Origin of the sequence: Amycolatopsis ultiminotia (genome assembly GCF_039536925.1) — a bacterium.
Lineage (GTDB): Bacteria > Actinomycetota > Actinomycetes > Mycobacteriales > Pseudonocardiaceae > Amycolatopsis > Amycolatopsis ultiminotia.
Genome location: NZ_BAAAZN010000007.1, coordinates 24529 through 49579 on the forward strand (window position 1 = coordinate 24529; position 25051 = coordinate 49579).

Consider the following 25051-nt stretch of genomic DNA (forward strand, 5'->3'; position numbering starts at 1 on the left):
CGGACCGGGCCCCGGATCGGTGCGCCGCAACCCCCGGACGCGGTACGGATCACATCCGGCGGACCGCGCCGAACCGGGACCGTGCGGCCACGACGCGGACCGGCCCGACGGTGAAATTGCCGACGAGGACCGTCGGCGAACCGAGCACCCCGCGATCCCGGGGATCGCCCCGGCCCAGGCCGGGCCGGGGCGGCGAACTCGACCGGCCGGGCCGCGGGCGATCGGCCACCACTCGGAGGGCGGCGAATTCCCCGGCTGGTCGCGGAGTGTGCCGAACCGGCTGACCAGGTGACCGGAACGCCAGCGCCTTGGCCGGACTGGCGGGTTCCGGACTACTGCGCGGACAACCGCCGGAACCCCGACGCCACCGAGTGAACCCACCCACGACAACCCCGTCGGCACCGGGCAAGCCCGCACCACCGCCGGACGGCTCGTCCGGACGGCCGGGACCGGCCACGGCGGTCAGTCCGAGGCGAACCGGTCGGTGGCGCTGATCAGCTCGTGCAGGGTGCCCGGTTCGTCGAAGGCGTGCCCGGCGTCGCCGATCATGCGCAGGTCCGCGCCGGGCAGGACCTGAGCCAGTTCCCATGCCGTGGTGGCCGGGGTGACCGCGTCGTAGCGGCCCTGCACGAGCACGCACGGGATCCCCGCGAGCTTGCCTGCCTCGCGGATCAGCTGGTCCTCGGTGAACCAGCCGCCGTGCCGGAAGTAGTGGTTCTCGATGCGGGCGATGGCCAGTGCGAACTCCGGTTCGGTGAACGCGGCCACCACTTCCTCGCGCGGGGTGAACTTCACCGTCTCGCCTTCCCACCGGCTCCACGCCTGCGCGGCCGGGCCGTGCACGTCGGGATCGGGGTGGTGCAGCAGTTCGTGGTAGACCTCGACCAGGTCCGCACCGCGGCGGGCATACGGCACCGGGGCGAGGAACCGCGACCAGGCCTCCGGGAACAGACAGGCCGCGCCACCGCCGTAGAGCCACTGGATCTCCTTCAGCCGCAACGTCGCCACTCCGCGCAGCACCAGTTCGGTGACCCGTTCCGGATGCGTTTCGGCGTAGGCGAGCGCGAGCACGCTGCCCCACGAGCCGCCGAAGAGCTGCCAGCGGTCGATGCCCCTTGCCTCGCGCAGCAGTTCCAGGTCGGCCACCAGGTGCCAGGTCGTGTTCACCGACAGATCGGCCTCCGGGCTGCTGCAGTGCGGGGTGCTGCGCCCGCAGCCGCGCTGGTCGAACAGCACTATCCGGTACCGCCGCGGGTCGAACAGCCGCCGGTACCGCGGGATGATCCCGCCGCCGGGCCCGCCGTGCAGGAACACGACCGGTTTGCCTTCGGGATTGCCGCATTCCTCCCAGTACAGCGCGTTACCGTCGCCGACCGGCAGCATCCCCTGGTCGGACGGCTCGATTTCCGGGTACAGAACGCGCATACCCGCCACTATGCCCGACCTGCGGCCGACCCGGTGCGCCCGTCCACTGTGGACGAGGACGGGAGCGGTCCCGGAGCAGGAGCCGTTGGTTACGCTTCCGGCGTGGCCAAGGTGCTGGTGGTGGAGGACGACGCGGTGATCGGCACCGTGCTCGAATCCGCTCTGCGCGCACACGGTCACGAAGTGCTCTGGTGCCGGGACGGACGCAGCGCGCTGCGGACCGCCCCGGCCGAGCTCGTGCTGCTGGACCTCGGGCTGCCCGATGTCGACGGCGTGCAGGTGTGCCGGCGGCTGCGCACCGCGATGCCTGCCGCGGTTCTGGTCATCCTCACCGCGCGCGCCGACGAGATGGACGTGGTCGTCGGCCTCGAATCCGGTGCCGACGACTACCTGACGAAACCCATCCGGCTGGCCGAACTGCTCGCCAGGGTCCGCGCGCACCTGCGCCGCGGTGCCCCGGCCCCGCCGTCCGCCCCGATCGTCACGATCGGCGCGCTCGAAGTGGACACCGCCCGCAGGCGGGTCGCGCTCGACGGCAGGGAGGTGCCGCTGCGGGCCCGCGAGTTCGACCTGCTCGCCCGCCTTGCCGGACAGGCGGGCGTCGCGGTGAGCCGTGAGACGCTCATGACCGACGTGTGGGACGCGCAGTGGCACGGTTCCACGAAGACACTCGACGTGCACATCGCCGCGCTGCGCCGCAAGCTCGCCGCGGCCGCCGGATCCCCGCAGGACGTACCGCGGATCGCCACCCTGCGCGGGCACGGCTACCGGCTCGAGGAGGCCTGAGCGGGTGCGGCGCCGGATCGTGACGATCACCGTGCTGGTCGCGGTGCTGGCAACGGCGCTGTTCGGGCTTCCGCTGGGGGTCGGGGTGCTCTGGTACTTCCGCTCGCACACCACGTCCGAACTGGAGCGTGCCGCCGACGGAGCGGCCGTCGTGGTGTCCGACGCGCTCGCCGCCGGCCGGATCCCGCGGCTGACCGGCGGTGCCGAGCACGACGACGAGGACCTGCCGGACGACACCGAGGTCGGCGTCTACGACGCGGCCGGGAAGCTCGTGGCCGGTCGTGGTCCGGCCGAGGCCGACGAGGTGGTGCGCACCGTCGCCGGCACCCGCAGGGACATGGTCGACGGCACGGTCGGCAGCGACGACGTGCTCGCGGTCCCGGTCCTCACCGGTGCCCGGCTGACCGGGGTGGTGCGGGCCGCGGTGCCGCGCTCCGAGCTGGTCCGCGAGGTCGGCCTGCTCTGGCTGGCGATGGCCGGGTGCGCGGTCGCCGCGGTACTGGCGGGCTGGCTGGTCGCCCGGCGGCTCGCCGCGCGGCTGACCCGTCCGCTGGAGGAACTGGCCGGCGCCGCCACCCGGCTCGGCGAGGGCGATTTCACTGTGCGTGCCCCGAAATCGGCGGTCCTGGAAATCGACCGCGTCGGCACCGCGCTCGACGTGACCGCGGAGCGGATCGGCGAGACGCTGGAGCGCGAACGGGCGTTTTCCGCGGAGGCCTCGCACCAGCTGCGCACCCCGCTCGCAGGCCTGCGGCTGCAGCTGGAGGCCGCGATCGAAACACCGGGCACGGACCCCTACGCCGCGGTGCGCGCGGGCATCGCCTCGGCCGACCGGCTGGAGCGCACCGTCGAAGACCTCCTCGCGCTTTCCCGGGAACGGCGTGCGCCCCGCGCCGTGCTGGACCTCGACGCGCTGCTGGCCGAGCTGCGATCCACCACCTTGCCCGACGGGCGGCAGCTGCGGATCGAGGTGCAGGACCCGCCGACGGCCAGGGCGTCCGCGGCCGCGGTGCGGCAGATCCTGGCGGTCCTGCTGGACAACACGATCACCCACGGCCGCGGCACGGTCACCGTGGTGGCCCGCGACGCCGGCGACGCACTCGCCCTGGACGTCTCCGACGAGGGCCCCGGCCTCGGTGACCGGGACCCGTTCACCCAGCCGCAGCCCGCACCGAACGAGCCCGGTCCGTGGGAACACGGGCGCAGCGGGCACCACCCGGACAGGCCCGATCCGAGCGGCCCCGGTCCCGGCGGCTCCGGTCCAACCGAGCAGAGTCCGGGCGGCACCAGCCAAGGCGCCTCCAGCCCCGACGGCCCCGGCCCAGACGGCTCCGGTCCGGGCGACCCCAGCCAAGGCGGCCCAAGCAGCTCCGGCCCAGGTGGGCCTGCAGCGAGCGGGCACGGGATCGGCTTGCGGCTGGCCCGCAGTCTCGCCGAGGCCGACGGCGGGCGGCTGCGGTTGACCCGGTCGGAGCCGCCGACGTTCACGCTGTTGCTGCCGGTGCGCTGAACACATCCCCGGAATCGACCACGAAAGCACAATGATCCGCTTGCAATTCACTGTCATTCACAATATTTCTCGGTTTTCGGCACGCCTGTCGATCGATACCGTGACTCGCACCCGCCCTTGGCCGCAGCGCCGCGAACTCCGAGGAGACCTCTGGTGAGCCCCACTCCCCCTGCCCCGCCCCGGCCGGGGCTCGGCACCGCGATGCTGCGCCGCAAACCGGTCGCCGACCTGGTCGCCGAGGCCGGGCACGGTCCGCTGCGGCGGTCGCTCGGGCTGGCCCAGCTGACCATGCTGAGCATCGGTGCCACGCTCGGCAGCGGCATCTTCGTGGTGCTCGGCGAGGCGGTCCCGGTGGCCGGGCCTGCCGTGGTGGCCTCGTTCGTGCTGGCGGGGGTGACCGCGTTGTTCTCCGCGCTCTCCTACGCCGAACTGGCCGGGATGATCCCGCTTTCCGGCTCGTCCTACTCCTACGCCTACGCGACGCTCGGCGAGCTGGTCGGGTGGGTCTGCGGCTGGTGCCTGGTGCTGGAGTACGGCGTCTCGGTGGCATCGGTCGCGGTCGGCTGGGGCCAGTACGTGAACGAACTGCTGCGGCTGGCGTTCGGGGTGACGCTGCCGGACGCGGTCAGCGGACCGCCCGGAGAGGGCGGTCTGGTCAACCTGCCCGCCATCGTGGTCGTGCTGCTCGCCATGGTGCTGCTGCTGTCCGGTGCGAAGGAGAGCGCGCGGGCCAACGCAGTGATGGTCGTGATCAAGATCGCCACGCTGGTGTTGTTCTGCGCCATCGCGTTCACCGCGGTGCACGCCCGGAACTTCACCCCGTTCATGCCGCTCGGGCTGGCCGGGCTGAGCGCGGGCGGGGCGAAACTCTTCTTCTCCTACATCGGTTTCGACGCCGCGTCCACGGCGGGCGAGGAGGCCCGCAACCCGCAGCGTGACCTGCCGCGGGCGATCCTGCTCTCGCTGGGCATCGTCACCGTGCTGTACTGCCTGGTCGCGGTCGCCGCGGTGGGCGCGCTGCCGTGGCAGCAGTTCGGCGACCAGGAGGCGGCGCTGTCGCACGTGCTCACCACGGTGCTGGACAACGACTTCTGGGCGGGCGTGCTGGCGGTCGGTGCGATCGTGGCGATCTCCAGCGTGGTGCTGACCGTCCTCTACGGACAGACGCGGATCCTGTTCGCCATGTCCCGCGACGGGCTGGTGCCGAAGGCACTGTGCACAGTGCACCCGAAGACCGGGGTGCCGCGGACGAACACCATCGTGGTGTCCGGGTTCGTGGCTGCCCTCGCCGCGTTCGTGCCGCTGGGCAAGCTGGCCGACGCCACCAGCATCGGCACGCTGTTCGCGTTCGCACTGGTCAACATCGCCGTGCTGCTCCTGCGCCGGCGGCGGCCGGACGCGCCGCGCACGTTCCGGGTGCCGTTCTCGCCGGTCACGCCGATCATCGGGGTGCTGTGCTGCGGGTACCTGATGTTCAGCCTCGACGGTGCGACCTGGGTCGTGTTCGGCGGGTGGATGGCGCTCGGGCTGGTGCTCTACTTCGGTTACGGCATCCGGCGTTCGAAACTGGCGGAGCAACGATGATCGTCGCCGTCCACCAAGGACCGTATGCCGAACTGCCGGAAGCCGTGGCCACTGCGGCCGAGCACGGCGCCGGGCTCGTGGTCACCGCAGAGATGATCACCACCGGCTACCACATCGGCGAGGCGGCGCACCGGCTCGCCGAACCGGCCGACGGGCCGCTGTCCGCTGCACTCGGCGCGCTCGCCGCCCGGCACGGTGTCGCACTCGCCTACGGCTACCCCGAGCGAGACGGCCCCACGGTGTACAACTCCGCGCAGCTGCTCGGCCCGGACGGCAGCAGGCTCGCGAACTACCGCAAGACGCACCTTTTCGGGGATCTCGACCGGACCCGGTTCGCCCCCGGCGACGAACCGGTGGTGCAAGCAGACTTCGGCGGACTCCGAACCGGGCTGCTGATCTGTTACGACGTCGAGTTTCCGGAGATGGTCCGGGCGCACGCGTTGGCGGGCACGCACCTGTTGCTCGTGCCCACCGCGCTGATGCAGCCGTACGAACGGGTCGCCGACCTGCTCGTACCCGTGCGCGCGCACGAAAACGGGCTGTACGTGGTGTACGCCAACCGCTGTGACACCGAAGGCGAGCTGACCTACTGCGGCCACTCGAGCATCTCCGCACCGGACGCGACGCTGGCAAAGGCGGGCACCGGACCGGAGCTGATCTTCGCCGACGTCGACCTCACCGCACTCACGCGGGCGCGGGAGGAAACCCCTTACCTGACCGACCGCCGTCCGCAGCTGTACCGCAGCCTGACCGAAGGACCTCAGCCGTGACTTCCGCCGTACCCACCGCGATCCCCGCCGAGGACAAGGCGGTCCGGCCGATCACCATGTTCGGCCCCGATTTCCCGTTCGCCTACGACGACTACCTGAACCACCCCGCCGGGCTCGGCTCGGTGCCGGCCGGTGCGCACGGCACCGAGGTCGCGGTGATCGGCGGCGGGCTGGCCGGCGTGGTCACCGCCTACGAGCTGATGAAAATGGGCCTGCGGCCGGTGGTCTACGAGATCGCCGAACTCGGCGGACGACTGCGCACGCACCATTTCCCCGGACTGCCCGACGACGTGGTGGCCGAAATGGGCGCGATGCGGTTCCCGCCCGCGTCCACTGCGCTGTTCCACTATCTCGACGAGGTCGGACTGGAGACCGTCCCGTTCCCGAACCCGCTTTCCCCTGCCACGCCGAGCACCGTGGTGGACCTCAAGGGCCGCAGCCACTACGCCCGCACACCGGACGAGCTGCCCGAGGTGTTCGGCGAGGTGGCCCGTGCCTGGCAGCGCACGCTCGACGAGCACGCGTCGTTCGCCGAAATGCAGACTGCGATCCGCGACCGGGACACCAAGACGATCAAGCGGATCTGGAACGAGCTCGTGCCGAGGCTGGACAACCAGACCTTCTACGGATTCCTGTGCGACTCGCCGGCCTTCGCCTCGTTCCGGCACCGCGAGATCTTCGGCCAGGTCGGCTTCGGCACCGGCGGCTGGGACACCGACTTCCCCAACTCCATCCTGGAGATCCTGCGTGTGGTGTACACCGGCGCGGACGACGAACACCGCAGCGTGGTCGGCGGCAGCCGACAGTTGCCGCTGCGGCTGTGGGACCGGGCACCAGACCGGCTCGCCCACTGGTCCGCCGGGACCAGCCTGGCGACCCTGCACGAGGACGGCCGTCCACGGCCCGGCGTCACGCGGCTGCATCGCACCGCACCGGGCAACATCACCGTCACCGACGCCTCCGGGCACATCCGCACGTTTCCCGCCGCGGTGTTCACTGCGCAGAGCTGGATGCTGCTGTCGAAGATCGAATGTGACGAGGCGCTGTTCCCGATCGATCACTGGACGGCGATCGAGCGCACGCACTACATGGCGTCCTCGAAGGTCTTCGTCCCGGTGGACCGGCCGTTCTGGCTCGACCCGGACCCGGTGACCGGCCGCGACACGATGAGCATGACGCTCACCGACCGGATGCCGCGCGGCACCTACCTGCTCGGCTCCGATCCGGACTCCCCCGCGGTGATCTGCCTGTCCTACACCTGGGCCGACGATTCGCTGAAGTGGCTGCCGCTGAACGTCTCCGAGCGCGTGGAGGTGATGCTCCAGTCGCTGCGCGAGATCTACCCCGGCGTGGACGTGCGCCGGCACCTCGTCGGCGATCCGGTGACCGTGTCCTGGGAGGCGGAACCGCATTTCATGGGCGCGTTCAAGGCGAACCTGCCGGGGCACTACCGCTACCAGCACCGGCTGTTCACACATTTCGTGCAGGACCGGCTGCCCGAGCGGTACCGCGGGCTGTTCCTCGCCGGGGACGACGTGTCGTGGACGGCGGGCTGGGCCGAGGGCGCGGTGCAGACCGCGCTCAACGCGGTGTGGGGCGTGCAGCGGCACCTCGGCGGCGCGAGCGAGCCGGCGAATCCCGGACCGGGTGACCTGTTCGACGACCTCGCGCCGCTCGAGGTGGCGGACTGACCCGCACCGTCAACCCGTACCCCGCGGTAGCAGCCGAACGGGTCGCCGGCCACGATCGGTCCGCGGCTCTGAACCGATCATGCGAAAATGGCCGGTATGAGCACCGAGCCGGCGCCGAGGTGGCGGAGACTGGAACCGGACGAGCGCAAGGAGCAGATCTACACCTGCGCCGCCCGGCTGTTCGGCGAACGCCCCTATTCGGAAGTGTCCACTTCGGACATCGCGGCGGCGGCCGGGGTGGCACGCGGGCTGATCAACCACTACTTCGGCACGAAACGCCTGCTGTACCTGGAAATCGTGCGCCGCGCGCTGACCGTGCCGCGGCTGGCCGTGGAGATCCTGCCGGACGGTCCGCTGGAACTGCGCGCCGACGTGGCGATCGACTGGTTCCTCGAGATGGTGGCCGGGCAGGAGAAGCTGTGGCTCGCCGCGATCACGCCGGAGGGCATCGGCCGAGATCCGGATGTGGAACGGATCCTCGCCGAGGCCGACCGAGAGTCGGCCGACCGCGTGCTGGAGGCGGTGGGCCTGTCCAGGGAGAGCGAACACGGCGAAGAGCTCAACGCGGCGGTGCGTGCGTTCGCGGGCATGGTGAAGGCCGCCGGCCGCGAGTGGCTGGTGCTCGGATCGCTGTCGCGCGCCCAGGTGCACACGCTGCTGACCGCGTCCCTCGTGACGCTGGTGGCCCAGGTGTTCCCGGTGATCCAGAACCCGCCACCGGAGTGAGGAGAACCCCCGGCACCACGAGGGGGAGGAGAGTGCCGGGGGGTCCCACCGGGAGCGCGGCCCCCGGTACCGCCCACGCTACGCCGTGCAGGCATCGGTTCGGGCAGTCCGCGGCCCGGACGCCGGCCACGTCCGGACGGCCGGCCCGTCCCGTGCGCACTCAGCCGCGGATGTCGGCCAGCCGGGTGGTCAAGCCGTCCAGACAGCGCCGGACGGCGTAGTCGTAGAGGTGTGTGAAGTAGGCGTCCAGCAGGCCCGGTTCGGTGAGCAGGCGGTGCATCGTGCGGCCGTGCGCAGCCATCCCCGGCAGATCGGAGCGGTCGCGGTAGGCCGCGTACTCCTCGGTGTTGTCCAGTCGCTCGGCGAGGCTGCCGTCCCGGTCGTCCTCCATCGTGACGAACTGGCAGGCGGTCGCGGCGAGCAGGTGGTAAGCCAGCGTGCTCTCCTCGCCGAAGCCGGCGTCCAGCAGCATCCGCACACCGCGGTCCAGCAGCTCCGTCGCGGCCTGCACCGACGGGCCGAACAGCACCATCCAGCGGGCCGTGCCCGGATGCCGGCGCAGTACCACGCGCAGCTCCGACAACAGCTCGACGAACCACTCCTGCCACGGCAGGCCGGGGTCCGGGACCCGGAGTCCGCCGACCACCCGGTCGAGCACCGCGCAGACCACCGCGTCCCGGTCGCCGACGTGGTGGTAGACCACCGCGGGGTAGGCGCCGAGCTCGGCGGCCAGCCGGCGCAGCGTCCAGCCTTCCAGACCGTGTTCGACGGTCAGCCGCACCGCCGCGTCGATCACCCGCTCCGCCGTGATCGCCTGCCGCCCGGTGGCGGCCCGCGAGCGGGTGTCACTTCCGGCCGGTGCCGAGGAAGACCGCATGCGGCGTACCGTATCGGTGCTCCGGCGGCCGGTGCCGGGGTGCTCTGCGATGCGGCATGATCGGGGTATGCCACGCGCGCGGGCCAACGGCCTCGAACTCGAATACGAAACGTTCGGCGATCCGGCGCATCCGCCGATCGTGCTGGTGATGGGCCTCGGTGCGCAGATGATCACCTGGGACACGGGCTTCTGCGAACTGCTCGCCGCCCGCGGGTTCCAGGTCATCCGGTTCGACAACCGCGACATCGGCCTGTCCACCTGGCTCGACGACCTCGCCGTGCCCGAGCTCTCCGCCGCGGGGCAGGCCGACGCGCCGTACCTGCTGTCGGATCTCGCGGACGACACTGTGGGGCTGTTCGACGCGCTCGGCCTGGTGAAGGCGCACGTGGTGGGCGCGTCGATGGGCGGGATGATCGTGCAGCAGCTGGCCATCGACCATCCGGACCGGCTGCTGAGCGTCACTTCGATCATGTCCACCACCGGTGATCCGTCCGTCGGCCAGACCTCCCCCGCCGCGCTCGCCACCCTGACCCGTCCGCCGGCGAAAACGCGCGCGGAGGCCATCGAGCAGAGCATCGCGAACTTCCGCACCACCGGCTCGCCCGGGTACCCGGCGTCCGGGGAGTACCTGCGGCACAAGGCGACCCGCGCCTACGACCGGGCGGTGCACCCGGCAGGCACACTGCGCCAGGCAATGGCGATCCTCGCCTCCGGGGACCGCACCGAGCGGCTGCGCGACGTCCGCCTGCCTGCGCTGGTGGTGCACGGCGACTCGGACCCGATGATCGACCTCAGCGGCGGGAAGGCGACCGCCGCGGCGATTCCCGGTGCGGAACTGGTGGTGCTGCCCGGTATGGGTCATGACCTGCCGGAGCCGCTGTGGCCGGAATTCGTGGCCGGGATCGTGCGCACCACCGCTCGCGCGAGGGCCGAAGACACGCCGGGCACCGGCCCCGCGACGTAGCGGACATCTCGGCCACCAGGTTGCTTTTCACGCGAGCAGGCTGCCTGTTCGAGCGGCTCCTTGTGCGCGAATGGGCAAGGCGCGGTCCGGTTCGGTTCGACCTGGTACAGGCTGGAGTAGCACTCGCCGGTGGACGTTCCGGAAACCGGCGCGTCTCCGTAGTGGCCAACCCGATCCGAATCAGGAGAGAATACCTGTGAACATGCGGAAGCTCGCAGCTGCATCGGTCATCTGCATCACCGGTCTCGGCACCGCCCTGCTCGCCTCCGGTACGGCGTTCGCGTCGCCCGCCCACGAAGAGCTCAAGGGTCCGTACCCGTCCAACGATGCTTGCCAGACAGCGCTGCACAACTTTCCGAGCACCCCCGATGTGGACGGTCTGGAGTGCATCGTCCAGGACGGCAAGATCTACTTGGATGTCTCGTACAAGGACTGAGCGCAGGCTTCACCCACCCGGCGAGCGATGACCGTCCCCGTCATCGCGGTGGGATGCGGCGGCGAAATCGGCTCGCCAAGCGGGCCGGTCGGTGCCAGGCTGTGCGGGTACCACGTCGTCGCCTTCGGAGGTCAGCATGAGTGAACCGCAACCGTCGCCCGGCGACGAGGAGGACGACGTCAAGCGCAGGTTCCGGGAGGCGCTCGAGCGCAAGCAGGCGCAGGCCCGGACCGGGGACTCGCACGAGAACGGCGGGGCGCGCAACCAGCACGCGCACGGGCCGGCCGCGAACAAGCGCACCTTCCGCCGCAAGAGCGGCTGAGCCACCCGGAGGTCCCCCGTGCCGCGGCACGGGGGACCTCCGGCGTTCCGGCGTCACACGGTGAGAATGGACCGCAGCCTGCCGACGTCGGTCATCCGGCGCTCGGCCAGCCGGTCGGCCGCCGCGGCCGGCGGTACGCCCTCGGACTCGGCCAGCGCGTACACCGCTTTCGTGGTCTCGAAAATGGCGGCCGTTTTGCGCTGTGCGCGGGCGAAGTCGAAGCCGTGCCGCTCGTCGTCGACCTGGATCACGCCACCGGCGTTGACGAGGTAATCGGGGGCGAACAGGACGCCGCGGTCGTCGAGCAGCTTGTCCACGCCGGGGTGCGCGAGCTGGTTGTTCGCTGCACCGCAGACGATCCGGGCACGCAGCGCGGCCACCGTTTCGTCGGTGAGCACGCCACCCCGCGCGCACGGCGCGAAAACGTCCAGCTCGGTGCCGATCATCACGTCCACATCGGACACCACCTCGACGCTCGGGTACGCCGCGCGGGTGCGTTCCACCGCGGCCGGCGCCACGTCGGTGATCACCACCTGCGCGCCCGCCTGCACGAGGTGCTCGACCAGGATGTGCCCCACCTTGCCGACGCCGGCCACACCGACGCGGCGGCCGGTCAGCTCGGGCGTGCCCCACACGTGCTCGGCAGAGGCGCGCATGCCCTGGAAGACCCCGAAAGCGGTGAGCACGGACGAATCGCCCGCGCCGCCGTTCTCCGGCGAACGACCGGTCACGTACCGCGTCTCGCGGGCCACCACGTCCATGTCCTGCACGTAGGTGCCCATGTCGCAGGCGGTGAAGTAACGGCCGCCGAGAGACTCCACGAACCGGCCGTACGCGCGAAGCAGCGCTTCGGACTTCACCGTGTTCGGGTCGCCGAGGATCACCGCCTTGCCGCCGCCGAGGTCGAGTCCGGCGAGCGCGTTCTTGTACGCCATGCCTTTGGACAGCGCGAGCACGTCGTCGAGCGCTTCGTCCTCGGTGGCGTAGGGGTAGAACCGGGTACCGCCGAGCGCCGGGCCCAGCGCGGTGGAGTAGATCCCGATGATGGCCTTGAGGCCACTGGCCTCGTCCTGGCAGTAGACGACCTGTTCATGGCCGCTGCGGAGGCCGAACACTCCTTCGGTCACGGTGGTGACTCCCTTGTCTCCCGGCGCGCGGTTCGTGGCCGCGCGCTGTTGTGTGCGGGTCGCGCACCGGACCGGAGATCGTCCGCGCCGGCGCACACCGCCAATTTATGCGCACCGGGAAGGACTATCCAGCGGAAACCTCCGTTACTGCTCGATGACAGCTCGAAGGGCGGACATCGCGGCTTCCAGCTGTGCGTCGGACAAGTACGGCGCGGGCCCGAACCTCAGGTAGTGCCCCCGGCTGTCGGTGCGCACACCCCGCCCGGCCAGCGCTGCGCACAGCTGCGCGGCCTGCGGGCTGCGCAGCGAAAGGAAGCCGCCGATGCCTTCCGGCGGCGTGTCGCGGTCGCGGGTGACCACGTCCTCGGGCAGCCCGAGCTCGTCGAAACACCGGGCGAGCAGCCCGACCTGGTGGCGGGAGACCTCGCGCAGGAAGTGCGGGGTGAGCCCGTGTTCGGCGAAGAACCGCTGCACCCGAACGCCGCGGTAGTGACTCGACGGGTCGTAGGTGGCACCGGCGAACCGGTCGCCGCCGGCCGCATAGGCCACCTCGCCGGGCCGCCGTTCGTCGGAGAGTGCACCGAATTCCGCGTACCAGCCGGTGATCACCGGCCGCAGCTCCTGGGCGTGCGCGGGCAGCCGCAGGAAGCAGTTGCCCTCGCCCAGCTGCAGGTACTTGTATCCGCCGCCGAGCACCCAGGCGTTGGTGAGGCCGAGGTCGTGCAGCGGGAACGGGACGACCCCGAGCGCGTGGTAGGCGTCCACGACCAGCTCGGCCGAGTGGTCCCGGCAGACCCCGGCCAGATGCGCCAGCCCCGGCACGATCCGGGCGGTTTCGAACAGCACGGCCGAGGCGAGCACCGCGGCGGTGCGGCCGTCGACCTCCGCGGCGAGGCGTTCGGCGAGCGTCGGCACCGGGTGCACCGGCACCCGGACGACCTCGACCCCTTCCTCGGCCAGCCGGGCCAGCTGACGGCGCAGCGTGTGGAATTCCCCGTCCGTGGTCACCAGACGCGGCCGTTTCCGCAGCTCGATCGCGGACAGCAAGCGCAGGACCAGTTCGTGGGTGTTCGCGCCGAGCGCGTACTCGCCGTTCGGATCCGACAGCAGGCCGCGGAACCCCTCGCGGAGTTCTTCGGCCTTCGCGAACGCCCTCCCCCACTTCTCGTCCACGTCGCGTGCCGCGTCGGCGAACGCTTCGCGCAACCCGTCCTCGGCGACGTCGGGCCAGGCCTGGTGGGAATGCGCGGACAACAGCAGCCGATCGGCCACGGCGAACCGCGAGTAGTGCGGAGCAAGCGCGTTCGGACTGGTGCGCAGAGCGTCGAGGGTGGTCACAACCGGCTCCGCACGGCCCACAGATCCGGGAACATCGGCTGGAACAGCGTCGTGCGCAGGTAGCCCGCTCCCGAGGAACCGCCGGTCCCGGTCTTGTCGCCGATCGTGCGCTCCACCATCTTCACGTGCCGGTACCGCCACTCCTGCATCCCTTCGTCGAGGTCGACCAGGCATTCCGCGACCACCGACGGCCCGCCGTCGTCCTGGTAGACCTTCAGCAGCACCTCCTGCCGCGCCGTGGACGGCTCGACGGCGCGCGTGACGTCGCGCTCGGTCGCGACCGCGTACCCGTGCCCGGCGAGGTAGCTCAGGAACGAGTCGAAGACCGACGGCCGGTTCATCGCCGCAGAGATCCGGGCCCGCTGCTCACCGCCGTCCGGGTAGTGCGCCAGCACCCGCTCGTCGCGGCGTCCGAGCACCGCCTCCAGCACGCGGAACTGTGCGGACTGGAAACCGCTGGACGCGTCCAGCCGGGCGCGGAAGCTGGTGAACTGGCTCGGCGTCATGGTCTCCAGCACGTCGATCTGCGCGACCACCACCTTGAGCACGGTCAGGATCCGGCGCAGTGTGCGGATCGAATGCGCGGTATTGCCCGCTTCGAGGTTGTCCTGCAGGAACGCCGCCTCGTGCAGGATCTGCTTGAACCACAGCTCGTACACCTGGTGGATCACGATGAACAGCAGCTCGTCGTGCTCGTCCGAACGCGGCCGCTGTGCGGTGAGCAGCTCGTCGAGCGCAAGGTAGGAGGTGTAGCTGAGTGCGGCCTGCGGATCGCCTGGTCCGGTCATCGGGTCCTCATTTCGGGGAAAGAACACGGTCGAAGTGCCGCTGGGCCGCCGGGGCCAGCGCGGTGTACCGGTCGTGGAACAGCTCGACGGCCGCGGCCCGCCGTCCCGGCGCCGGGATCAGGTCGGCGGGCAGCTCCGGATCGAGCGAAGGGAACACCCGGTAGGCGTGCACGAGCCGGGTGCGCACCGTGAACGCCTCGGCGTCGGGCAGGTCGCGCGGGCAGCTGCCGAACTCGGTGACGAAGGCGTCGTAACGGGCGGAAAGACCGTCGAGGTCCCATGCGCGGCCGGCGAACCGGCGTACGTCCAGTGCAGCCGACGGCATGCCCAGCATCAGGCCGGCGTGCTCGGTGACGTCCAGTTCGCCAAGCACTTCGAGCACCTCGGCTTCCCGGTCGTGCGGGGCGAGCCAGGTGCCGTCCTGCACCGGGCCGAAGCCGAGGAAACGCAGCCGCCGCACCAGCCGTTCCCGCGCCGGCCGCCGGGATTCCGGGATGTTCTGCCACAGCACGGTCCAGGTGCCCACGGGCCGATCGCGGCGGCCGAGTCCGAAGATCCGCCGGTCGCCGTCGGCGAGCAGGGCGACCGTACGGGGCGTCAGCGAATAGTGCACCAGCCTGCCCTCGCGGTGCGGGGCGAGCAGGTCGCGACGGACCAGCCGGGTCAGCGAGATCCGCGCCGCGCCGTCGGAGAGCCCCAGCTCACGCAGCAGCGCGACGAGCCCGCCGGACCACACCCGGCGGGTCTCGCGCGGACTCACGTAGCTGCCGAGCAGGGTTATCACGAGCTCCTGCGGCGTCCGCGCCGGTTCCTGGGGTTCGGGCACAATCCAACTCTATACACCACAGCCCGCTGCAGTGTAGGTTTCGACAGGTGAACTTCTCCTCCGTTCGCCCGGCGCGGCTCGTGGTGGTCACCGGCGGCACCCGCGGCATCGGTGCCGCGGTCGCCGAGCGGTTCCGGCAGGCCGGGGACACCGTCCTCGCACCGGGCCGGGCCGAATGCGACGTGACCGACGAAGCCGCGGTGCGCGCGTATTTCGCCCGGCTCGGACCGGTGGACGTGCTGGTGAACAACGCCGGCGTCTCGTCGAGTGCACCGCTGGCGAAGACCACAGTGCACGATTGGCGCGGCCAGTTCGAAGTGAACGCCACCGGCGCGTTCCTGTGCACCCGCGAGGTGGTGCCGGGGATGCGCGAACGGGATCACGGCCGCGTCGTGACCGTCGCGTCGACCGCGGGCCAGGCCGGATTCCGTTACACCACCGGCTATACCGCGTCCAAGCATGCCGCGGTCGGCTTGATGCGCGCGGTCGCGGCGGAGGTGGCGGGCAGCGGAGTCACCGCGAACGCGGTCTGCCCGGCCTTCGTGCGCACGGACATGACCGCCGAGTCGGTGGCGCGGATCCGTTCGCGCACCGGACGGGACGAGGCGGAGGCCGAAGCCGCGCTCTCCGCCGCGGCTCCGCTCGGCCGGCTGCTCGAACCCGGCGAAGTCGCGTACGCGGTTGCGTTTTTCGCTGCCAGGGAGGCGGCCGCGATCAATGGGCAGACCCTCGTTCTCGACGGTGGAGGTATCCAGAAATGAGCCCGTTCCGCGCCAGCGCCGCACTCACCGGGTCGTGGGAGCACTTCGAGTTCACTGTGGACGACGGCGTCGGCACAGTGACCTTCAACCGGCCGGACAAGCTCAACGCGCTGACCTTCGAGGTCTACGCCGACCTGCGGGACCTCATCGCCGAACTGCCGCATCGCGGCGACGTGCGGGTGCTGGTGCTCACCGGCAGCGGCCGCGGATTCTGCTCGGGTGGCGACGTCGAGGAGATCATCGGCGAGCTGCAGCAGATGGAAACCGCGCAGCTGCTGGAATTCACCCGGATGACCGGCGCGGTGGTGAAGGCGCTGCGGGAAACGCCGATCCCGGTGATCGCCGCGGTCAACGGCATCGCCGCGGGCGCCGGTTCGGTGCTCGCGCTGGCGAGCGACTTCCGGCTGCTGGCCGAATCGGCGAAATTCGCCTTCCTGTTCACGAAGGTCGGTCTTGCCGGCGCGGACATGGGTTCGGCGTACCTGCTGCCCCGGCTGGTCGGACTGGGCCGGGCGACGGAACTGCTGATGCTGGGCGACAAACTGGACGCCACCCGGGCCGAGGCGATCGGGCTGGCCACCCGGGTGATCCCGGACGCCGAACTGCACGGCGAGGCCACCGCGCTGGCCCGCAGGCTGGCCGACGGCCCGGCACTGGCCTACTCGACCACGAAAGTCCTGCTGACCCGTGAACTCGACAGCGACCTCGGCGGTGCCATCGAACTGGAGGCGATCACCCAGGCGCTGCTGATGACCGCCCGCGACCACAAGGAGTTCTACGCCGCGTGGTCGGCCGGCCGGGCTCCACAGTGGACGGGACGCTGAGCGCGCGGGCGGACCGGATTCACCGCTCGGTACAGGCAATCGCGTGCTCCTCGAGGCTGCCGAACCACAGCCGCCCGCCGTGTTCGCGCACACCCACCAGCAGGTGGAAACCCGGGATCTCGCCGCGCAGTTCGTGTTCCACCCGGCCGTCCGCGGCCACCCCGAGCACGCCGACCTCGCGCTTGGGCGCCGGCTGCAGCGCCGTGGGCAGCGCGCGGATCGCGGCCCGCGCGGGAGCAGGCAGCCGCCGGGCCATCCGCAGTGCGGAGACCATCGGGCTGGCCAGCGCGATCCAGATCAGCCCGTCGCTGCCGGTGGCGATGTTGTCCGGCAGGCCCGGCAGGTCGTCGATCAGCAGATCCCGTTCGCCCGCACGGGAACCCTGCAGCCGGATCCGCGTGATCCGGCACGCGCCGGTCTCCGCGACCGCCACGAAGGACTCGTCCGGCGGCACGGCCACCCCGTTGGCGAACTGCAGGCCGTCGGCGACGAGGGTGATCTCGCCGTCCGGGGTGCGGCGCAGCAGCCGCCCGCCCGCGGTCTGCTCGATCAGGTCGTCGCGCCAGCGGTCGATGCCGAACCGGCGCGAGGAGTCGGTGAAGTAGATCGTGCCGTCGGCGGTCACCGCGGCGTTGTTGCAGAACACGAAGTCCAGCCCGGCCCCGGAAGTCGCCAGCGTGGTGATCGGGCCGCCGGCCAGCGGCATGGTGAGCAGGCCCGCGCGGGCGTCGCAGATCAACAGCTCGTCGTCGCCGTAGAGCTCCAGCCCGAGCGGACGGCCGCCGGTGTCGCCGAGCAGGTCGATCCGCTTCCCGTCCGGGGAAACCCGCAGGATCCGCCCGTCGTCGACCCCGGTGTACACCCGGCCCGCGGCGTCGACCACCACGTCCTCCGGCCCGTGCCCGTTGACCGGGACCACGGTCACCGCACCGAATTGCACGTCGCGTCTCCTATCGGTAGGTGAGCAACCGCGCGGCCTCGCCTTCCAGGTGCGCGTGCTCGTTGAACGACACCAGGTTCACCCCGCCTCGGCCGGAGGTCAGCTTGGTGATCCCGGTGTTCACGGTGACCCGGTTGAACTTCAGCAACCCGGCCTCGGGCACCCCGGTCAGCGCACCGGCCACCGCGCCGAGCACGCCACCGGAGGTGAACACCAGCGCGTGCTCGCCCTTGCCGAGCGAGGCGACGAGATCGGCGAGCGCCGCGGTGCAGCGCGACCGGAAAGCGGGCCAGGTCTCCGCGCACGGACCGGCGTCGCCGGATTCGACCCATGCGGCGAGTGCGGCGTCGAGCAGGCTCTGGTATGCCCGCGAGTCCTCCTGCGGCGCACCGCCCGCATGATGGGCGGAGATGTCCACGTGGTCGTACTCGTTCCAGCGTGCGTCCTCGACGACCGGTACCGCGGAGCGGAGTTCCTTCAGCGCGGTCGCCGCGGTGTCCCGCTGCCGGGCCAGCGTGCCCGAACGCACCTGGGAAAACTCCACGCCCCGCCGGCGCAGCTCCGCACCGACCGCCGCGGCCTGTTCGAACCCGAGCGGGGACAGCGCGTCGTAATCGGCCGCCCCGAACGACGCCTGACCGTGCCGCACCAGGTAGATCGCACCCATCCGAACCCGCCTTTCAGACGAACATCCGCAGGAACCTGCCGGGGATCAGCCGCATCACGACGGTGAGCGGCACCCAGGGCCAGGCCGGTACGTAAGCACGCTTCGGCTCCGCCTCGATCGTCTTGACCAGTGCGTGCGCCCCCTTCTCCGCGGAGGTCATCAGCAGCGTGTTCCCGGCGCGGCCGGTCATCTCGGTCCGGACGTAGCCGGGACGGAGCTCGGTCACGGTGATCCCGCTGCCGCGCAGCTCCAGCCGCGTGCCGTCCACGAACGAGGAAATCCCCGCCTTCGACGCGGCGTACGCGGTGACGTTCTTGGGGAGCCCGCGTAGCGCGCTGAACGACGAGACCACGGCAAGGTGCCCGCCCCGCTGTTCGCGGAAGATCGCGGCGGCCGCTTCGATCTGCGCGGCGGCGGCGACGAAGTTCGTCTCCATCGTCTGCCGGTTGGCGTCGAACCGGCCCTTGCCCACCGGCTGTCCCTTGCCGATCCCGGCGTTGACCACCACGCGGTCCAGCCCGCCCAGTTCGGCGCGGAACTCGTCGAACACGGTGACCACGCGGTCGTGGTCGTTCACGTCGAGTGCCCGCGTCACCACCCTGATCCCCGGGTAGGCCGTGCGCAGTTCGGCGGCAAGCTCGTCCAGCCGCTCGGTTCGCCGGGCGCACAGCGCGAGGTTGCGCCCGCGCGCGGCGAACTGCCTCGCCATGCCCTCGCCGAGACCGGAGCTGGCACCGGTGACGAGGATGTTCTTCCGCAGGACCATGCGTCGGAATCTACCGCGGCGGCAACCACCTCCGGCGGGCGGCGGGGCCGGAACTACCGATTGGTAACCCATACTGCGGTACGACCGGGAGGCGACCGGTGGCCCGGCGTCTGGGGGCAGGCCGGGCCACCGGTTCCGGACACGGCCGCCGGCGAGGCGCGGGGCGCGGACCGCGCGCCGGGGCCGAGGGGTCCGCTCGCGCCGGTCCCGGCGCGGTCTGCCCAGGCCATGGAAACGTGCTCGCGCAGGTCACGGCAATGGTTCACAGTTGCCAGTACTAGGCCGTTCGCCCCATTGCCGTCGAGGAATGCCTGTTCGGGCGGCTGATACGGTCTTCGTGGCGAGTCCGGCACGGTCGGTTACGGGCGGGGGCGGTCGGGGAGACGATGGCAGGGCGGCACACAGCGGACCGGATCGGTCCGGAGCCCGCAGAGGGTGCCCGGACCGCGTTCGCGAACGCGCTGCGCGAGGCCATCGCCACCAGCGGGCTGTCACTCGACCGGATCCAGGCCCGGCTGCGCGCCCGCGGCGCGGCGGTGAGCGTCACCGCGCTCAGTTACTGGCAGTCCGGCAAACGCCAGCCCGAACGGGCCGGATCGCTGTCCGCGGTACGGCTGCTGGAGGAGATCCTCGAAGTGCCGGCCGGTGCACTGCTCGGCCTGCTGCCCCCGCCCCGGCCGCGCGGTGCGAGCCGCCGGGACCGGGCAGGCGAGGAACCGCTCACCTTCGCCAGGGAGATCCTGCAGCCGATGCTCGACCGGGTCGGCGCGCCGGACGCACTCGAACAGCAGCACCAGCTCAAGCTCGTCGGCCTGCACGACCGCTGCGAGATCGCCGAGGACGGCGGCCAGCAGACGGTCACCTCACGCGCGGTCTTCCAGGCCGGCGCGGACGGCCAGGACCGCTGGCTGCTCGTGTATGCACAAGGCGACGAGGCCGCGGCTCCGGAGCTGCATCCGGTGCGCAACTGCCGGACCGGACGCGCCGAAGTGGACGACCAACACGGCCTGCTGGTGGCCGAGCTGCTGTTCGAGCACACCTTGGCCCGCGGCGAGACACACCTCATCGAGTACACATTGGTCAACGCAGGCCCACCGTATCCACGGTGCCGCGCCACGCATTATCGCGAATTCCGCCGCTCGGTGCGCGAATACCTGCTGGAGGTGCGGTTCGCCTCGGAGGCCGTGCCGGCCCGGTGCTGGCAGTACTCACGCACCCCCGAAGGCGCCACTACCCGCCGCCGCCTGCGGCTCGACAGCGGACACGGCGTACACGCCATCGCCCTCGACTTCGGACCGGGGATCTTCGGCATCGGCTGGGAGGCCTGAGCACCGGTCATCGCGGAAGGCCGGTTTTCCGCCCCGGGAACCGAGCCCCGCAAGCGCGAAACACTCCTCGGACAAGCCAGGACGGTGGCCGAACCCCCGGCGGCCAGGCGATCCGTCCGAGCTCGGCCAGGTGGAAACTCGCCTTCGGCAGCTCGGACCGGCCGGTCGGCCGCAGACCGTCCGCGAGGCGGCGCCCCAGCTCGCGCCGGCTTCGCAGATCGGCGGCGAACGGATGCACCGCGGGTCCCCGCGAAGCGGCCTTCCGCCCGCCCACACCACCCTGCTCGCCGAGCTGCGTGAGCTCGTTCAGCCGGGCGCCGAGCCCGCTTATCCCGGCGAGCACCCAGTGTTCCGGATGAAACGGGAAGTGCACCGCCGGCGCAGGAGTCCCTGACCGAACTGCCGGACACCGGCGCTGGAGCCGCCGGACGGCTGAGCGACGCGGAGCCGGTTCAGGAAAGCTTTGCGCGGAGTACCTTCCCGGTGGCGTTGCGCGGCAGCTCGTCGAGGAACTCCACGTCCCGCGGCACCTTGTAGCGGGCCAGATTCGCCCTGACGTGGTCGCGCACCGCGTCCGCGTCCAGCGCCACCCCGGCTGCCCGCACCACGAACGCCTTGAGCCGCTGGCCGAACTCCTCGTCCGGCACGCCGATCACCGCGGCCTCGACCACGTCCTCGTGCTCCACCAGGAGGTTCTCCACCTCGACCGGGAACACGTTCTCGCCGCCGGAGACGATCATCTCGTCGTCCCGTCCGTCGATGAACAGCAGTCCGCTGTCGTCGAAGTGGCCGACATCGCCGCTGGCGAGCAGGCCGTCGATGATTTCCTTGGTGCGGCCGTCGGTGTAGCCGCCGAAGCTCAGGCCGCTGCCGACGAACACCCGTCCGGTCACGTCCGGTTCGGTGATCTGCCCGCCGCGCTCGTCGTAGAGCGCGACCCGGCAGCCGACCGGCGGGCGGCCGACCGTGCCCGGCGCCCGCTTCCAGTCGGCCGGGGTGGCCACCGTGGCGACCGCGACCTCGGTGGAGCCGTACAGGTTGTGCACCACGTCGCCGAACTGCGCGTTCGCCCGGTTGCCCAGATCAGGCGACAGCGCGGAACCGGCGACGAAGATGATCCGCAGGCACGAGGTGTCGTACTGCGCGCGGACCTCGTCGGGCAGGTCGACGATCCGCTGCAGCATCGTCGGCACCAGCACCAGCGCCGTGCAGCGGTTCTCGGCCACGCCGCGCAGCGTCGCCTCCGGGTCGAACTTCCGGCGCAGCACCACCGTACAGCCGAGCGCGAAACTCAGGATGGCCTGGGAAAGCCCGGTGGCGTGGAACAGCGGGGCACCCAGATAGGTCGCCTCGCCGGCCCGCAACGGAATGCGGTCGAGGAACTGCGCCGAGGCCAGTGCCGAGGTGTGCGGCCGCGGCGCACCCTTCGGGGTACCGGTAGTGCCGCTGGTGAGCAGCACGAACCCGCCCGGTTTCGCGGGCGCGGGCAGCGGCCGGTCGTCGGTGCTGGCGATGATCTCGTCGAGCACCGGGATGTCCCGTCCGCCCGGTTCGTCCACCCAGGCCAGGTAGCGCTCGACGGTGCCGGGCACCGCGTCGAGCAGTCCGGTGAACTCCTGGTCGTAGACGAGCGCGCGGACCTTTTCGCGCTCCGCGACGTCGGCCAGCTGTGGTTTGGCGAATCCGGTGTTCATCAGCAGCAGCGGCGCGCCGAGCTTGCCCGATGCGGCCATCGCGAGCACCAGCCCGCGGTGGTCACGGCACAGCGCGGCGATCACCGTGCCCGGACCGAGACCACGCTCCGCCCACGCCCTCGCCAGCGCGTTCGACTGGTCGTCGAGCTGTTTGAAGGTGAGCGGCCCGAGTTCGTCGGCGACCGCGACCGCGGCCGGGTCACGCCGGGCCGCGATGTGGCAGGCCCCGGCGAACGGGCCGTACTTGCGGACCGCGGCGAGCGAGCGCAGTCCCTCGTCGAGCCGCGGGAACGGCACCAGTCCGGCCCGGCGCATCACGTCGATACTGCGCACCGTCTCGGTCACCTTGCCGGCCAGCGCGACCACACTCATCCGGGCACCTCCGTTGCTGCTGCGGGAGATCCCACACCGCGGTCGGCGTACCGGCGGTATGGGAGCTACTCGAGAGTAGACCAGGCCGCGGCGGCCCGCACCAGACCCGGGGACCGCACCGGTGGCCGGAATTGTCGGTGCCGGTCCGCACAATGGCGGGGTGCAGGTCATCACCGGCCGGGAGGAGGACTCCCGCTACACGATCGAAGGCCCGGAGGGGGTCCGGCGCGGGCTTTCGCGGACCGAGTGGATCGCACAGGTGCGGACGCTGGAGGCGGCGCGGAGCCCGCGCTGGGTGTTCCCGTCGGTCGAGGCGGACTACCCCGCGCTGGTCGAGGCGGGGGTGCGGCTGGACCGGTGCCACGATCTGGCGCTGGCCGAGGGGCTGCTGCTGGCCTACGAGGGCCGGGAGACCGAGTCGCGCAGCCTGCGTGCCGCGTGGGCGCGGGCCAGGGGTGAGCAGCCGCCGGACGACGGACCGGCGTTCGGCGAGGACGTGCAGCCCACGCTGTTCTCGCCGCGCGGGCCGGGTCTGCCCGAGGGCGTCCCGGTCACCGAGGCCGCGCGCCTGGTGCTGGCCGAGCAGGAGAAGCGGATGGCCGCCACCGAGGCGCCCGGCCGGATGCGGCTGCTGCTCGCGGCGGAATCGGCGAGCGCGCTGGCCGCGGTGGAGATGTCGGCGGCCGGGCTGCCGTGGCGGGCGGACCTGCACCGTGAGCTGCTGCAGGAGCGGCTGGGCCCGCGGGTGCCCTACGGGCAGCGGCCGAAGGCGCTGGTCACGCTGGCCGCGCAGATCTCCGGGGCGTTCGGTGGCCGGGAGGTCAACCCGGACTCGTCGGCAAGTGTGCTGCGCGCGCTCGGCCGCGAGGGCATCGAGATCCCGTCCGCGCGCAAGTACCTGCTGCGCGACATCGACCACCCGGCGATCGCGCCGCTGCTGGAGTACAAGGAGCTGTCCCGGCTGCACTCGGCCAACGGCTGGACCTGGCTCGACGAATGGGTGGCCGACGGCCGGTTCCGGCCGCACTACGTGGTCGGCGGGGTGGTGTCCGGGCGGTGGGCCACGCGCGGCGGCGGCGCCCTGCAGATCCCGAAGGTGCTGCGCACCTGCGTGCGTGCCGATCCGGGGTGGCAGCTCGTGGTCGCCGACGCGGCACAGCTCGAACCACGGGTCCTCACCGCGCTGTCCGGCGACCGGCGGCTCGCCGAGGTCGCGGCGGCCACCGACCTGTACGCGCGGCTGGCCGAGGCGCTGTTTTCCGGCACGCAGTACGTCCCGCTCCGGCCCGGCGACACACGAGACGACCGGTCCCGGGCGAAGATCGCCATGCTCTCGGCCATGTACGGCGGCACGTCCGGCGAAGCCGGCCCGCTGCTGGCCTTGCTGCGCCGGCGCTTCCCGGATGCAGTGTCCTATGTGGAGCACGCAGCCGCGGCGGGCGAACGCGGCGAGCGCGTGCGATCGAGGCTGGGCCGCACGTCCCCGGCCCCGTCCGCCGCGTGGCGTGCCCTCACCGGAGGCCTTGCCGAGGACGAGGCCTCGGAGACCCGCGCCCGCCGGGCGTCCCGCGGCTGGGGCCGGTTCACCCGCAACTTCGTGGTACAGGCGAGCGCGGCCGACCTCACCTCGGTGCTGCTCGCCACGCTCCGCCGCCGTCTGCCACCGCCGGCCCACCTGGTGTTCTTCCTGCACGACGAGGTCATCGTGCACACCCCGGCGGAACTGGCCACCGAGGTGGCGGCGCTGGTCGAGCAGGCAGTACAGGAATCCGCGCACCTGCTGTTCGGGCCGGCCTGCCCGGTGCGATTCCCGATGCACGCGATTCCGGCGGACACGTACGCAGAGGCGAAATAGCCGGCGCCCGGACCCCATCCCTCCCACTGACCACATGGCGGAATCGAGAATCCGTTCGGCGCAACGGAGACCGGTCGGCGGCTTATTTCGGTGTCGAACACCGCGATGAACTTCCACCCGCACGGCGCTATCGGCCGCGCGAGTGATCAGTAACTTCTTCTGCCATGGTGGGGAGAAAGACAAAAAGGAAACTCGGCAATCTGTGGGGGTATCTGCTGCTGGTCGCGGTCGCCTTCCTGTGGCCGCTGCCGTCAGTCGAACCCGGCATCATCGCGATCCTGTCCGCGTTCGTGGTGCTGTACTGCCTCTTCCAGGCTCCGACCTGGTGTTGCGCCACCACCCGGGACAACGGGTTCTGCCGCAACAACGCGCACGGCATCCTGCTCGGCTGCCACTTCCGCCAGCACAAATGGCAGAAGGTGAAGATGGCTTTCCGCGAGCAAGCCCTGACCAAAGCGGGCGGCCGGATGCTCGGCGGAATAGGCGGGAAAGCAGCATCCCTCTCGGCGGTCGCAGGAACAGTTTCGGCCGGCGCCGCGACGATCACCCTGCTCGTGAAATAGTCGACGCGGGATCAGCCCGACCCGGCACCCGTGAGTCCACCGCTGCTTCCATCAGGATCAGCGCAGAGCCGGCCGGACGACGGCAATCCGGCGCCCCCGTCCGGCCGGGAT

General features: G+C 71.4%; 25 protein-coding genes. 14 read left to right on the top strand and 11 right to left on the bottom strand.

The genetic code is table 11. The annotated features are described in order from the left end of the window. Nucleotides 1-49 precede the first annotated feature (49 nt). Together ABD793_RS17360 and pip are read right to left on the bottom strand one after the other, a co-directional pair. Nucleotides 50-229: a hypothetical protein gene (locus ABD793_RS17360; protein WP_344861092.1), complete on the bottom strand. Its 180-nt coding sequence runs from the start codon at nt 227-229 to the stop codon at nt 50-52. Between the two features lie 233 nt (nt 230-462). Then, entirely contained in the window at nt 463-1425 is a 963-nt protein-coding gene (pip, locus tag ABD793_RS17365; protein WP_344861094.1) for a prolyl aminopeptidase, read from the bottom strand. Between the two features lie 102 nt (nt 1426-1527). Here pip and ABD793_RS17370 point away from each other — a divergent pair, with 102 nt between their 5' ends. From ABD793_RS17370 to ABD793_RS17395, 6 genes are all read left to right on the top strand, one after another. Continuing rightward, complete coding sequence (locus ABD793_RS17370) at nt 1528-2211, top strand: response regulator transcription factor (RefSeq protein WP_344861096.1); 684 nt, start codon at nt 1528-1530, stop codon at nt 2209-2211. 4 nt (nt 2212-2215) lie between these two features. Continuing rightward, the gene (locus tag ABD793_RS17375; protein WP_344861098.1) at nt 2216-3721 is read left to right on the top strand and encodes a sensor histidine kinase; all 1506 of its coding nucleotides are present in this window, start codon (nt 2216-2218) and stop codon (nt 3719-3721) included. Nucleotides 3722-3922: 201 nt separating this feature from the next. Beyond that, on the top strand, nt 3923-5305 hold the full coding sequence (locus ABD793_RS17380) for an amino acid permease (RefSeq protein ID WP_344861765.1): 1383 nt from the start codon (nt 3923-3925) through the stop codon (nt 5303-5305). Continuing rightward, nucleotides 5302-6075 carry a carbon-nitrogen hydrolase family protein gene (locus ABD793_RS17385; protein ID WP_344861101.1) on the top strand — a complete coding sequence of 258 codons (774 nt, stop codon included), beginning with the start codon at nt 5302-5304 and terminating at the stop codon, nt 6073-6075. The genes ABD793_RS17380 and ABD793_RS17385 overlap by 4 nt, the downstream gene beginning before the upstream one ends. Continuing rightward, on the top strand, nt 6072-7766 hold the full coding sequence (locus tag ABD793_RS17390; RefSeq protein ID WP_344861104.1) for a flavin monoamine oxidase family protein: 1695 nt from the start codon (nt 6072-6074) through the stop codon (nt 7764-7766). The genes ABD793_RS17385 and ABD793_RS17390 overlap by 4 nt, the downstream gene beginning before the upstream one ends. 96 nt (nt 7767-7862) lie before the next feature. Continuing rightward, entirely contained in the window at nt 7863-8492 is a 630-nt protein-coding gene (locus tag ABD793_RS17395) for a TetR/AcrR family transcriptional regulator (protein ID WP_344861107.1), read from the top strand. Between the two features lie 160 nt (nt 8493-8652). Here ABD793_RS17395 and ABD793_RS17400 read toward each other — a convergent pair whose 3' ends face one another. Continuing rightward, nucleotides 8653-9369 (bottom strand): TetR family transcriptional regulator, encoded by a 717-nt coding sequence (locus ABD793_RS17400; protein ID WP_344861109.1) that lies wholly within the window; start codon nt 9367-9369, stop codon nt 8653-8655. A gap of 67 nt (nt 9370-9436) precedes the next feature. Here ABD793_RS17400 and ABD793_RS17405 point away from each other — a divergent pair, with 67 nt between their 5' ends. From ABD793_RS17405 to ABD793_RS17415, 3 genes are all read left to right on the top strand, one after another. Beyond that, complete coding sequence (locus ABD793_RS17405) at nt 9437-10333, top strand: alpha/beta fold hydrolase (RefSeq protein WP_344861112.1); 897 nt, start codon at nt 9437-9439, stop codon at nt 10331-10333. A gap of 196 nt (nt 10334-10529) precedes the next feature. Further along, a complete protein-coding gene (locus tag ABD793_RS17410) occupies nt 10530-10769 on the top strand; it encodes a hypothetical protein (protein WP_425548714.1) in 240 nt (79 codons plus the stop codon). A gap of 136 nt (nt 10770-10905) precedes the next feature. Next, nucleotides 10906-11091: a DUF5302 domain-containing protein gene (locus tag ABD793_RS17415; RefSeq protein WP_344861114.1), complete on the top strand. Its 186-nt coding sequence runs from the start codon at nt 10906-10908 to the stop codon at nt 11089-11091. Between the two features lie 53 nt (nt 11092-11144). On the opposite strand, the gene ABD793_RS17420 is transcribed toward ABD793_RS17415, so the two are convergent. From ABD793_RS17420 to ABD793_RS17435, 4 genes are all read right to left on the bottom strand, one after another. Further along, nucleotides 11145-12218, bottom strand: a complete 1074-nt coding sequence (locus tag ABD793_RS17420) for a Glu/Leu/Phe/Val family dehydrogenase (RefSeq protein WP_344861116.1) — start codon at nt 12216-12218, stop codon at nt 11145-11147. A gap of 144 nt (nt 12219-12362) precedes the next feature. After that, on the bottom strand, nt 12363-13556 hold the full coding sequence (locus tag ABD793_RS17425; RefSeq protein WP_344861118.1) for a kynureninase/PvdN C-terminal domain-containing protein: 1194 nt from the start codon (nt 13554-13556) through the stop codon (nt 12363-12365). Continuing rightward, complete coding sequence (locus ABD793_RS17430; protein ID WP_344861120.1) at nt 13553-14344, bottom strand: tryptophan 2,3-dioxygenase; 792 nt, start codon at nt 14342-14344, stop codon at nt 13553-13555. Before ABD793_RS17430 ends, ABD793_RS17425 begins: the two co-directional genes overlap by 4 nt. A gap of 7 nt (nt 14345-14351) precedes the next feature. After that, nucleotides 14352-15170, bottom strand: coding sequence for a PaaX family transcriptional regulator (locus ABD793_RS17435; protein ID WP_344861121.1), 819 nt, complete (start codon nt 15168-15170; stop codon nt 14352-14354). 47 nt (nt 15171-15217) lie between these two features. Here ABD793_RS17435 and ABD793_RS17440 point away from each other — a divergent pair, with 47 nt between their 5' ends. Next, nucleotides 15218-15931, top strand: a complete 714-nt coding sequence (locus ABD793_RS17440; protein ID WP_344861123.1) for an SDR family NAD(P)-dependent oxidoreductase — start codon at nt 15218-15220, stop codon at nt 15929-15931. Further along, the gene (locus tag ABD793_RS17445) at nt 15928-16755 is read left to right on the top strand and encodes an enoyl-CoA hydratase family protein (RefSeq protein WP_344861125.1); all 828 of its coding nucleotides are present in this window, start codon (nt 15928-15930) and stop codon (nt 16753-16755) included. The genes ABD793_RS17440 and ABD793_RS17445 overlap by 4 nt, the downstream gene beginning before the upstream one ends. 19 nt (nt 16756-16774) lie before the next feature. On the opposite strand, the gene ABD793_RS17450 is transcribed toward ABD793_RS17445, so the two are convergent. From ABD793_RS17450 to ABD793_RS17460, 3 genes are read right to left on the bottom strand one after another with little or no spacing between them, the layout of a single operon-like run. Then, complete coding sequence (locus ABD793_RS17450; protein ID WP_344861127.1) at nt 16775-17695, bottom strand: SMP-30/gluconolactonase/LRE family protein; 921 nt, start codon at nt 17693-17695, stop codon at nt 16775-16777. A 10-nt stretch (nt 17696-17705) separates the two neighbouring features. Next, nucleotides 17706-18362, bottom strand: coding sequence for a histidine phosphatase family protein (locus ABD793_RS17455; protein WP_344861129.1), 657 nt, complete (start codon nt 18360-18362; stop codon nt 17706-17708). Between the two features lie 13 nt (nt 18363-18375). Next, the gene (locus tag ABD793_RS17460; RefSeq protein ID WP_344861131.1) at nt 18376-19128 is read right to left on the bottom strand and encodes an SDR family oxidoreductase; all 753 of its coding nucleotides are present in this window, start codon (nt 19126-19128) and stop codon (nt 18376-18378) included. Nucleotides 19129-19514: 386 nt separating this feature from the next. Here ABD793_RS17460 and ABD793_RS17465 point away from each other — a divergent pair, with 386 nt between their 5' ends. Further along, nucleotides 19515-20456, top strand: a complete 942-nt coding sequence (locus ABD793_RS17465; RefSeq protein ID WP_344861133.1) for a hypothetical protein — start codon at nt 19515-19517, stop codon at nt 20454-20456. 452 nt (nt 20457-20908) lie between these two features. Here the strand turns inward: ABD793_RS17465 and ABD793_RS17470 are convergent, their stop codons facing one another. Beyond that, nucleotides 20909-22522, bottom strand: a complete 1614-nt coding sequence (locus ABD793_RS17470) for an acyl-CoA synthetase (protein WP_344861135.1) — start codon at nt 22520-22522, stop codon at nt 20909-20911. Between the two features lie 202 nt (nt 22523-22724). On the opposite strand from ABD793_RS17470, the gene ABD793_RS17475 reads away from it, so the two are divergent. Next, nucleotides 22725-24377 (top strand): bifunctional 3'-5' exonuclease/DNA polymerase, encoded by a 1653-nt coding sequence (locus ABD793_RS17475; RefSeq protein ID WP_425548721.1) that lies wholly within the window; start codon nt 22725-22727, stop codon nt 24375-24377. Nucleotides 24378-24541: 164 nt separating this feature from the next. Further along, nucleotides 24542-24940 carry a hypothetical protein gene (locus ABD793_RS17480; protein ID WP_344861139.1) on the top strand — a complete coding sequence of 133 codons (399 nt, stop codon included), beginning with the start codon at nt 24542-24544 and terminating at the stop codon, nt 24938-24940. Nucleotides 24941-25051 lie beyond the last annotated feature (111 nt).

What these genes read in the sequence shown, in the direction of transcription:
- pip (WP_344861094.1), bottom strand. Translation starts at nt 1,425, where the DNA reads ATGCGCGTTCTGTACCCGGAAATCGAGCCGTCCGACCAGGGGATGCTG.
- ABD793_RS17380 (WP_344861765.1), top strand. Translation starts at nt 3,923, where the DNA reads ATGCTGCGCCGCAAACCGGTCGCCGACCTGGTCGCCGAGGCCGGGCAC.
- ABD793_RS17385 (WP_344861101.1), top strand. Translation starts at nt 5,302, where the DNA reads ATGATCGTCGCCGTCCACCAAGGACCGTATGCCGAACTGCCGGAAGCC.
- ABD793_RS17395 (WP_344861107.1), top strand. Translation starts at nt 7,863, where the DNA reads ATGAGCACCGAGCCGGCGCCGAGGTGGCGGAGACTGGAACCGGACGAG.
- ABD793_RS17400 (WP_344861109.1), bottom strand. Translation starts at nt 9,369, where the DNA reads ATGCGGTCTTCCTCGGCACCGGCCGGAAGTGACACCCGCTCGCGGGCC.
- ABD793_RS17405 (WP_344861112.1), top strand. Translation starts at nt 9,437, where the DNA reads ATGCCACGCGCGCGGGCCAACGGCCTCGAACTCGAATACGAAACGTTC.
- ABD793_RS17415 (WP_344861114.1), top strand. Translation starts at nt 10,906, where the DNA reads ATGAGTGAACCGCAACCGTCGCCCGGCGACGAGGAGGACGACGTCAAG.
- ABD793_RS17430 (WP_344861120.1), bottom strand. Translation starts at nt 14,344, where the DNA reads ATGACCGGACCAGGCGATCCGCAGGCCGCACTCAGCTACACCTCCTAC.
- ABD793_RS17445 (WP_344861125.1), top strand. Translation starts at nt 15,928, where the DNA reads ATGAGCCCGTTCCGCGCCAGCGCCGCACTCACCGGGTCGTGGGAGCAC.
- ABD793_RS17455 (WP_344861129.1), bottom strand. Translation starts at nt 18,362, where the DNA reads ATGGGTGCGATCTACCTGGTGCGGCACGGTCAGGCGTCGTTCGGGGCG.
- ABD793_RS17460 (WP_344861131.1), bottom strand. Translation starts at nt 19,128, where the DNA reads ATGGTCCTGCGGAAGAACATCCTCGTCACCGGTGCCAGCTCCGGTCTC.
- ABD793_RS17465 (WP_344861133.1), top strand. Translation starts at nt 19,515, where the DNA reads ATGGCAGGGCGGCACACAGCGGACCGGATCGGTCCGGAGCCCGCAGAG.
- ABD793_RS17470 (WP_344861135.1), bottom strand. Translation starts at nt 22,522, where the DNA reads ATGAGTGTGGTCGCGCTGGCCGGCAAGGTGACCGAGACGGTGCGCAGT.
- ABD793_RS17480 (WP_344861139.1), top strand. Translation starts at nt 24,542, where the DNA reads ATGGTGGGGAGAAAGACAAAAAGGAAACTCGGCAATCTGTGGGGGTAT.